Raw genomic sequence first — 8924 nt, forward strand, 5'->3', positions numbered from 1 at the left:
GCCGTGAATTCCGCCTCCTCGACATCACGCGGAGTTCCCTTCCGCAGGTCGATATGGTCTTCTCCCGGGACTGCCTGGTGCACTTCGACGACGCGGCCGTGCGGGCCGCGCTGGAGAACATCAAACGCAGCGGCGCCGCGTATTTCGCCGCGACCACCTTCACGGACCGGACCGACAACGCCCCCGATATCGAGACCGGCGGCTGGCGCTCGCTCAACCTCTGCCTCGCGCCGTTCTCCCTCCCCGCCCCGAGCCATGTCATCAACGAGAACTGCTCGGAGGTGTACGTGGCCCAGGAAGGCGATACGGGCGTCCGGTACGACTTCACCGACAAGTCGATCGGCGTCTGGCGCGTCGCCGACCTGTAGGCACCGCACAGCCGATCCGTAGGCCCAGGCCCGTAGACGCCGCACAGCCGACCCGCAGGCACAGGACCGTAGGCGCCGCACAGCTCACGGCCGCTCGCCGGCCGCCTCGTCGGGGGTGCCGCCGAACGCGTCCACGATCTTCCAGGCGTCGCGGCACATCTCCTGATGGCATCGCTCGCCGAGCGCCTCGTGAACGCGCTTCTCCACGGCGGCGACCCGCCGCTCCGCGTCCTCCCAGACGCGGCGTCCCTGCTCGGTCGGCTCGATGAGCAGAACGCGCTTGTGGACCGGGTGGCGGCGGCGGTGCAGATGGCCCGCCTTGAGCAGCGCGGTCACGTTCTGCGCCACGGTCTGCGGGCGCAGCCCGGCGTCGCGCGCGAGATCGGCGGCGGACATCGGACCGTACACGGCGAGCCGGTTGAGCGTGCCGTACTGGGCCATGGTGAGGCAGAGCGGTTTGAGCTCGTCGTCGAGGGCCTTCAGCAGGGTCCTGTTCACCTGCCACAGGGCGTACTCAAGCCGCCCCTCGTGCGCATCGCTGACCGTTTCGACTTCGACGCGCGGCGGCGTTCGGGGCATCGCTGATTCCACCTCTCATACTCGCCCCAGTTTGGCATGCCCGCCGTACGGACCTGCGGTTTGCCCGGGAGTCGGAGGCGACCGGGAATCCGGCCGGGCGTTTGACTCGCCCAGGATGACAGGCTTACTGTCAACTTGCCAGTAAGCCTGTCACAGAACAACATCAGGAGCACCTCCATGCCCACCGCCGAGACCCGCCCGACCTTCCTCCTCGTCCACGGCGCCTGGCACCGGCCCACCTGCTGGGAGCCGCTCCAGGACGCCCTCGCCGCCGAGGGGTGGCAGTCCCGCACGGTGGCCCTGCCGAGCGGCGGCCCGCAGTCCACGCCCAGCGCGGGCATGTACGCCGACGCCGAAGAAATCTCCGCGCAGTTGCGGCAGATACCGGGCCCGGTGGTCGTCGTCGGCCACTCCTACGGCGGCTTCCCGGTCACCCAGGCTGCCGGGGACCACCCGAACGTCACCCGCCTCGTCTACCTCGCGGCGTACGTGCCCGCGGAGGGCGAGTACACCCGCGGCATGCACGGCGTCCCGCAGACCGACGACCTGGAGGGCTCCGCCCCCGGTCTCGGAGACACCCGGAACGTGCTGTACCAGGACCTGACCGACGAGCAGGCCGAACGCGCCATTGCTCAACTCGTCGAACAGAGCAAGCGGTCGTTCCACGAGCCGATCACCCAGGCGGCGTGGCGGACCGTGCCCTCCACGTACGTATTCTGCGAAGAGGACCGGGCGCTCCAGCCCGCGATGCAGGAGAAGATGGCCGCGCGCACCGGGCACGTCGAGCGCATCGCCAGGAGCCACTCCCCCTTCCTGTCCGCGCCCGCCGAGTTGGCGTCCCTGCTCGGCCGTATCGCTTCGTCCCAGGACTGACACCACTGACCCGACAGACCGTCAATTGCCTTGATAAGCAGGAAGATTGAACGGGCGGCCGGGCGGATCCGTCACATCGGCAGCGACAGCAGCCGCATCGGTCCGCTCGGCCACACCGCTTCCTCCCGAAGCGGCAGCCACATCGAGCGGAGCGGCATGACGATCGGTCCGTCGGGCTGGTCGACCCGCACGTTGTCCTTCAGCAGCCGCCAGCCCAGCCGCTCGTAGACGGGGACGCGGTCCGGCCGGCAGAAGAGGAACCCGAACTCCAGGCCCCGCCCGCGCCCGTGTTCCACCGCGGACGCCACGACCGTACGGGCCAGCCCGCGTCCCCGCTGTCCGGGCGCGACGATGACGCTGCCGACGCCGGTCGCCCGGAAGCGGGCGCCGCCCACCGACAGCGGCACCGGCACGTACCCCGCGTGCGCCACGAGCCGGCCGTCCAGCCGTATGCCGAAGTGCTCCTCCGTGGGACGCCAGACCAGGCCGGACCCCTTGACCTCGAAGGGGTCGAGGACGTCCCCCCTGATCTCGTCGAACTCGCTCGCCGTGTACCGCGCGAGCCGCGTGACGGCCGGCGGTCCGTTCATCGGATTCCAGTCCATCCCCGCATGATGGCGTCACCCGGCCGGGCGCGGCACCGGGCCTCGCCCCATCTGGGGGAAATCCCCCGCGCCGAGGGTCTGGCGGCCCTCACCCGGGCGTGAGCCCGGCCCGTACCAGCGCGAGGATCTCGTCGTCGGCGAGCCCGAGATCCCGCGCCTGGGCGACCAGTTCGCGCGCGCCCTCGATGAGGCGGGCGCGGGACGGGGAGGCGCCGGCGGTGATGACGGCGCCGCGGCCGCGCCGCAGCTCCAACAGCCCTTCGTCGCGAAGGCGTTGGTAGCCGCGGAGCACGGTGTGGACGTTGACGCCGAGGGAGCGGGCGAGTTCGCGGGCGGCGGGCAGGCGTTCGCCCGTACGTACCGTGCCGTCGGCGATGGCGCCGCGGACGCATCCGGCGATCTGGTCGCCGAGCGGGAGCGGGGAGCCCGGGTCGACGCGGAAGAGCACGTCAGCTCCTGCTGCCACCGGGACCCGAGGGGGTGGGCCGCCGGTCGATGAGGGTGTTGAGGAGTCCGGCGGCGGTGTCGGCGTCGCCGGTGGTGACGACGAATTCGCTGCCGGTGGCGAGCCGCAGGCTGATGGCTTCGCCGGAACGCAGTACGACGCCGCTGCGGCCGGGCCGCACACGGTAGCCCCAGCCGCCGAAGTCCCTGAAGACGCGGATGTCGCAGGCGTGCGCCTCTTCGATGCGGCTGAGCGGTATGTGGATGCGCGGGAGGGGGAGGACGCGCGGGGCGAGGCGGAGGCCGTCCTGGTCGACGGTGACACGGACGGAGCCGAAGAGGGCGGCGGTGAGGCCGAGCAGGAGCGGCGGGACGCCCGGCCAGCCTCCGACGGTGGCCATGAGGACGATTCCGGCGCAGGCCGCCGCGACGCCGAGGAGGGCCAGGGAGAGGGAGCCGATGGTGCGCGTCCAGGCGGCGCGCTCGTCGGCGGCGAGGCCGAGCCGTGCGGCCTGGGGCGCATGGGCGTCCTGGGGCGCGGGCCGGGGGGCCGGGGGACCGAACCGGGTGATGAACCAGCCGATCGCGGCGGCCACGGCGGCGGCGGCGAGCGCCAGGGGGAGCTGCCGCCATATGGGGAAGCGCATGTCCGCCCCGTCGGCGACGTCGACGCCGGCGTACAGGAACGCGCAGGACAGGTAGTTCAGGAGGACGGCGACGGCATAGCTGATCGCCATGAAGCCGCGCTGGGCGCGGGGCGGGCCGCCGGCGAAGAAGTGGAGGGAGGCGAAAACGGCGCCGGTGACCAGCGTCATGACGAGGGGGACCCAGAGGATGGCACCCAATGAGGTGAATCCGTCGGGCTTGCCGCCGGAGCCGAAGTGGGTGGCCATGGGGTCGGGGAGCCGGGCGTGCAGCGCGGTGTAGACACCGGCTACGACCAGGGCTCCGGCCAGAAAGGGCAGGGCCGCGAAGGCGGCGGCCCAGGGGCTGCGGTGCGTGGCGGTAGGCGCCGACGCGCGAGAACCAGTCATAGTGAACCTCCCGTTGTTTGCATAGTAGTAGAACAACTGCCGCTTAGGGTCGATTCGCAGGGAATCTCATATCTGAGATACCGTCTGTCGCATGACAGACGCGTACCTCGCCCGCATCGGCAAGCTCATCCGTGACGCCCGACAGCACCGGGGATGGACCCAGACGCATCTCGCGGATGCCCTGGGCACCAGCCAGAGCGCGGTCAATCGCATCGAGCGCGGCAACCAGAACATCAGCCTTGAGATGATCGCCCGAATCGGTGAAGCGCTCGACAGTGAAATCGTCTCGCTCGGGTACGCGGGGCCCATGCATCTGCGCGTGGTCGGCGGACGCCGGCTCTCGGGCTCCATCGACGTGAAGACGAGCAAGAACGCGTGCGTGGCGCTGCTCTGCGCGACGCTGCTCAACGCGGGCCGCACGACGCTGCGCCGGGTGGCCCGGATCGAGGAGGTCTACCGGATCCTGGAGGTGCTCGGCTCCATCGGCGTACGGGCCCGCTGGATCAACGACGGCAACGACCTGGAGATCGTGCCGCCGGCCGAACTGGACCTCGCCGCCATGGACACCGAGGCCGCCCGCCGCACCCGCAGCGTCATCATGTTCCTCGGCCCGCTGCTGCACCGGCTGGACCGGTTCAAGATCCCGTACGCGGGCGGCTGCGACCTCGGCACCCGGACCGTGCAGCCGCACATGACGGCGCTGCGCCACTTCGGCCTGGAGGTGACGGCGACGGACGGCACGTACCACGCGGAGGTCGACCGGTCCGTGGCCCCCACCCGCGCCATCGTGCTGACCGAGCGCGGCGACACGGTCACGGAGAACGCGCTGCTGGCCGCCGCCCGGCACGAGGGCGTCACCGTCATCCGCAACGCCAGCTCCAACTACATGGTCCAGGACCTCTGCTTCTTCCTGGAGGAACTGGGCGTACGGGTGGAGGGCGTCGGCACCACGACCCTGACGGTGCACGGCGTGCGCCACATCGACCGCGATGTGGACTACGCGCCCTCCGAGGACCCGGTGGAGGCGATGAGCCTGCTGGCGGCGGCCGTGGTGACGGAGTCGGAGCTGACGATCCGTCGAGTGCCGGTGGAGTTCCTGGAGATCGAGCTCGCGGTCCTGGAGGAGATGGGCCTCGACCACGAACGCACCCCGGAATACCCCGCCGACAACGGCCGCACCCGACTGATCGACCTGACCGTACGCCCGTCGAAGCTGCGCGCCCCGATCGACAAGATCCACCCGATGCCGTTCCCGGGCCTCAACATCGACAACGTCCCCTTCTTCGCGGCCATCGCGGCAGCCGCCCAGGGCCAGACCCTCATCCACGACTGGGTCTACGACAACCGCGCCATCTACCTCACCGACCTCACCCGCCTGGGCGCCGACGTCAAACTCCTCGACCCGCACCGCGTGTTGGTGGAAGGCCCCACCCGCTGGCGCTCCGCCGAAATGATGTGCCCCCCGGCCCTGCGCCCCGCCGTCGTCGTCCTCCTCGCCATGATGGCGGCGGAGGGCACCTCCGTCCTGCGCAACGTGTACGTGATCAACCGCGGCTACGAGGACTTGGCGGAACGCCTCAACTCGATCGGGGCGCAGATCGAGACGTTCCGGGACATCTGAGGGGCGCGGACCGCCGCCCTCTCCTCTCCAGCCGCTTCGTGGGGCGCTTCGTGGGCCACATGGGGCGTTCGCGGGCCCTTTGTCGCTGAACCGTGACGCGGCTGTAGCGCCGCCAACTCCTGGCGCTCTGTGCTTCGTCGGCGAGGATCGCCAGAATGAGTAGTACTGGCCGACGAAGCACCACACAAGCGGTGTCGACCACCACGCCCCTTCATGGCGGACCGCCCGAGTGCCACGCCGGCTGTTCCCTGTGCTCTGCGTGAACCGCCTCGGAGCGGCCTGCCTGGGGGCAAGAGGGAGGGCTGGGATTGAACGGGGATGGCGTTGTCACGGTACGGGTCGCCGCGGACCAGGACTACGACGCGCAGGAGTTGACCTCACTGGCACGGGAACTGCGCCGAGAGCTCCTCGAACTCGACGTGGAAGATGTCCAGTTGGCGGAGATGGAGCGCCTCCCGGCGGGGGCGAAAGGGCTGGGCGCGACCGTCGGCACGCTGCTGGTGCGCAGGGGCGTCTCGGTCGCGGTCCGGCACCTCGTAGAGGCCGTTCGCAGGTGGGCGGCGCGGGACCTGGCGCGGTCGGCCGAGATCGAGATCGACGGCGTCCGGCTCAATGTGACGGGCATTTCAGACAACCAGCAGAAGCAGTTGATCGATGTCTACCTCGAACGTCTCGGCTCTCGCACCTGAACTGTCGGACGGCCCGCGTTCGGCGCTGGTCGTCGCGACATCCGAATACCAGGACCGTGCGCTGGCGCAGCTGCGCTCCCCCGTCCAGGACGCGCACGAGCTGGCCGACGTACTGAGCTCGCCCGAGGTGGGCGGGTTCCATGTCACCACGCTCAGCAACCCGACCGAGCGTCAACTGCGGCGCGGGGCACATGACTTCCTGCGCGGGCGCGGGCCAGGTGAACTGCTGGTGGTGTACCTCTCCTGCCATGGCGTGCAGGACGGTCGCGGGCAGCTGTACTTCGCCGCCTCGGACACGGAGAAGGATCTGCTGGCTTCGACCGGCGTGCCGTCGAAGTGGCTGACCGACCGGCTGGACGAGTGCCGCGCCAAACGCCAAGTGCTGATCCTGGACTGCTGCTTCTCCGGCGGATTCGCCCTCGGCGCGAAGGCCGTCGGCGACGGGCTGCTTCTGGAGGAGCAGTTGTCCAGCCGGGGCCGCGGACGGATGGTGCTGACCGCCTCTCGGGAGGGCGAGTACTCCTTCGAGGGAGCATCGCTGCTCACCGGCTCCTGCGGGACCGCGGGCGATGCGCTGAACACCGCGTCAGTGTTCACGGCCGGTCTGGTCGAGGGCCTGCGCACCGGCGCAGCGGATCTGGACCGGGACGGCCTGGTGTCCGTGGAGGACGCATATCAGTACGCGTTCGACTACGTACAGGCGCGGAACCACAACCAGACCCCGCAGCGCTGGCTGTTCGGCGGCGAGGGGACGATCTGGCTCGCACGCAATCCGGCGGGCGTGCCGGTCAGCGCGGCCCCGCTGCCTGCGAGGCTGATCGAGGCGCTGGAGGACGGGCGTCCGTACGTACGCCTCGGTGCGGTGAACGAGCTGGCCGAGTGGCTCGCGTGCGACGACCCTGCCCGAGTACTGGCGGCCTCGGAGCGATTACAGGTCATCGCGGAGGAAGACGCTCCGCGCGTCGCCCTTGCCGCGCGCCGGGCTTTGGAGGGCCTTTCGGACGGCGGGGCTCGGACCGCCTCGAAGGGCGCGCGGGTGGTTTCTCCACCACCGCCCGCCGCCGGGGACGGGCCGGCGGACGTACGGCCGTACGAGCCGTACGAGCCAGGTGGCGGCGACGCGGCGGCCCAACTCTCTCCCGGCCGACCCGGCGGGGCCCCGGCCCACGGCCGAGAAGACGCCCACCCCGGACTCGTACCCACGGACGCGAAGAAGCCCGACCGGCTCTCGCCCGCCGCGATGCTCGACGCCTTCGCGGCGACGGTGGAGAAGCAGTGGCGGCGGGCCGCGCTCGACCGGGGGCTCCATCCGGCGCCCATCCCGCTGCGCTGGACATGGTCGCGGCGCGCGGTGACGGGACCGGAGTCGTCGGCCTTCGGGAACGCCGACGACCCGCTCCTGATCCCGCTGATCCCGGGCGTCCGCACGGCCGAGGCCGGCGCCGTACGGGAGGGAGGCGCCCAGGGCCTCTTCCATGTCTACGGCGGGCTGCGCTCCGGCCGGGCCGTCGTCCTCGGCGCCCCCGGCAGCGGGAAGTCCGACGCGGCGGTCCTCACCGTGCTGCGCGCCCTGGAACACCGCCGAGGGCTCGGCCCGGCCGAGCGCGCGAGCTGCCCCGTACCGGTGCTGCTGAGCGTCGTGGGCTGGGACGGCCGGCACCTGAACGGCTGGCTGATCACCCGGCTCACGGACGACTACCTCTTCGCACGCGAGAGCGCGGCCCATCTGGTCGAGGACGGCGGTATTTCCCTGTTCCTGGACGGCTTCGACGAAATGGCGCCCGCCCTGCGCCAGGCCGCGCTCCGGGAGATCGACCGCCGGGCCGTGTACCGCGTCATGCTCTTCTCCCGCCCGCGCGAGTACGAGGAAGCCGTACGGTCCGGGCTCCTCCATGGGGCGGCGGCGCTGGAACTGTCGACGGTGACGCGGGCCGACGCGGTCGGCTTCCTCGAACACTGCCAGCCCGTGCCGCCCCCGGAGCCCTGGCAGCGGCTCATCGCGCACCTCGGCGAGCAGCAGGACAGCGTCGTCTCCGCGGCCCTGGACACGCCGCTGACGCTCACGCTCATGCGGGACGCCTTTCCCGACGACCGCATCGCCGACGTGGACGAGATGCTCGTACCGGGGCGGTTCGGGTCGCGGGACGAGGTGGTCGAGTACCTCTTCAGCCGGTTGATCACGGTGCGCTACGGCGCTTCGGATCCATCCGCCGCCCACCCTTCCTACGCGCCGGAGCAGGTGGAGCAGTGGCTCAGCAACCTGGCCGCCGTCATGGCCCGGCGCGGAGAACGCAGCATCGACTGGCGCCGCATGCAGTGGTGGGCGCCAGCCTGGCCTCGTGTCCTCATGACGGCGGCGGTGGGCCTGGTCCTCGGAGTGCTCGGCGGCATGGTGGTTTTCGGCCCCGGCGGGTACGTCTACGGGGCGGAGCTCTCCGGCGTCGTCGGCGGAATCGTCTTCGGAACCCTGGTGGGCACCAGCGTCGGCGCGGTGGTGGGGGCCATCACGGAGTTCCGTGACCTCGACCCGAGTCGGCGCAGGCGTCTTCGCGTGCGCGGCAGCGGGCGGCGACGGAACCTCAACCTGCCCGTAGGCACGATGGCGGGCATCGTGACGCTCATCCTGGGGCACGGCACGTGGCTGAGCGTGGGACCGGTGTCGCTTCTCGGCTACCTCACCGCCGCCCTCGCCACCTTGACCGTCGGTGGGG

General features: G+C 71.1%; 9 protein-coding genes. 5 read left to right on the forward strand and 4 right to left on the reverse strand.

Annotated features, from left to right (window positions below):
• Window positions 1–368 (forward strand): class I SAM-dependent methyltransferase (locus ACFU99_RS22305; RefSeq protein ID WP_384394615.1); only part of this gene is annotated, 368 nt, incomplete at its 5' end.
• 84 nt (window positions 369–452) lie between these two features.
• On the opposite strand, the gene ACFU99_RS22310 is transcribed toward ACFU99_RS22305, so the two are convergent.
• Window positions 453–947, reverse strand: coding sequence for a MarR family winged helix-turn-helix transcriptional regulator (locus ACFU99_RS22310; RefSeq protein WP_384394617.1), 495 nt, complete (start codon window positions 945–947; stop codon window positions 453–455).
• A gap of 177 nt (window positions 948–1124) precedes the next feature.
• Here ACFU99_RS22310 and ACFU99_RS22315 point away from each other — a divergent pair, with 177 nt between their 5' ends.
• A complete protein-coding gene (locus ACFU99_RS22315) occupies window positions 1125–1820 on the forward strand; it encodes an alpha/beta hydrolase (RefSeq protein ID WP_384394620.1) in 696 nt (231 codons plus the stop codon).
• 71 nt (window positions 1821–1891) lie between these two features.
• On the opposite strand, the gene ACFU99_RS22320 is transcribed toward ACFU99_RS22315, so the two are convergent.
• From ACFU99_RS22320 to ACFU99_RS22330, 3 genes are all read right to left on the reverse strand, one after another.
• Window positions 1892–2425: a GNAT family N-acetyltransferase gene (locus ACFU99_RS22320; RefSeq protein ID WP_384394622.1), complete on the reverse strand. Its 534-nt coding sequence runs from the start codon at window positions 2423–2425 to the stop codon at window positions 1892–1894.
• Between the two features lie 88 nt (window positions 2426–2513).
• Entirely contained in the window at window positions 2514–2873 is a 360-nt protein-coding gene (locus ACFU99_RS22325; protein ID WP_384394624.1) for a GntR family transcriptional regulator, read from the reverse strand.
• A 1-nt stretch (window position 2874) separates the two neighbouring features.
• A complete protein-coding gene (locus ACFU99_RS22330) occupies window positions 2875–3903 on the reverse strand; it encodes a DUF1648 domain-containing protein (protein ID WP_384394626.1) in 1029 nt (342 codons plus the stop codon).
• A gap of 91 nt (window positions 3904–3994) precedes the next feature.
• Between ACFU99_RS22330 and ACFU99_RS22335 the strand changes: the two genes are divergently transcribed.
• The 3 genes from ACFU99_RS22335 to ACFU99_RS22345 all read left to right on the forward strand — a co-directional run.
• Window positions 3995–5524, forward strand: coding sequence for a helix-turn-helix domain-containing protein (locus tag ACFU99_RS22335; RefSeq protein WP_384394628.1), 1530 nt, complete (start codon window positions 3995–3997; stop codon window positions 5522–5524).
• A 308-nt stretch (window positions 5525–5832) separates the two neighbouring features.
• Complete coding sequence (locus tag ACFU99_RS22340) at window positions 5833–6213, forward strand: hypothetical protein (protein WP_384394630.1); 381 nt, start codon at window positions 5833–5835, stop codon at window positions 6211–6213.
• Window positions 6179–8924 (forward strand): caspase family protein (locus ACFU99_RS22345; protein WP_384394632.1); only part of this gene is annotated, 2746 nt, incomplete at its 3' end. The genes ACFU99_RS22340 and ACFU99_RS22345, both read left to right, overlap by 35 nt.

Origin of the sequence: Streptomyces sp. NPDC057654, assembly GCF_042800135.1 — a bacterium.
In the GTDB taxonomy this organism is placed as follows: Bacteria; Actinomycetota; Actinomycetes; order Streptomycetales; family Streptomycetaceae; genus Streptomyces.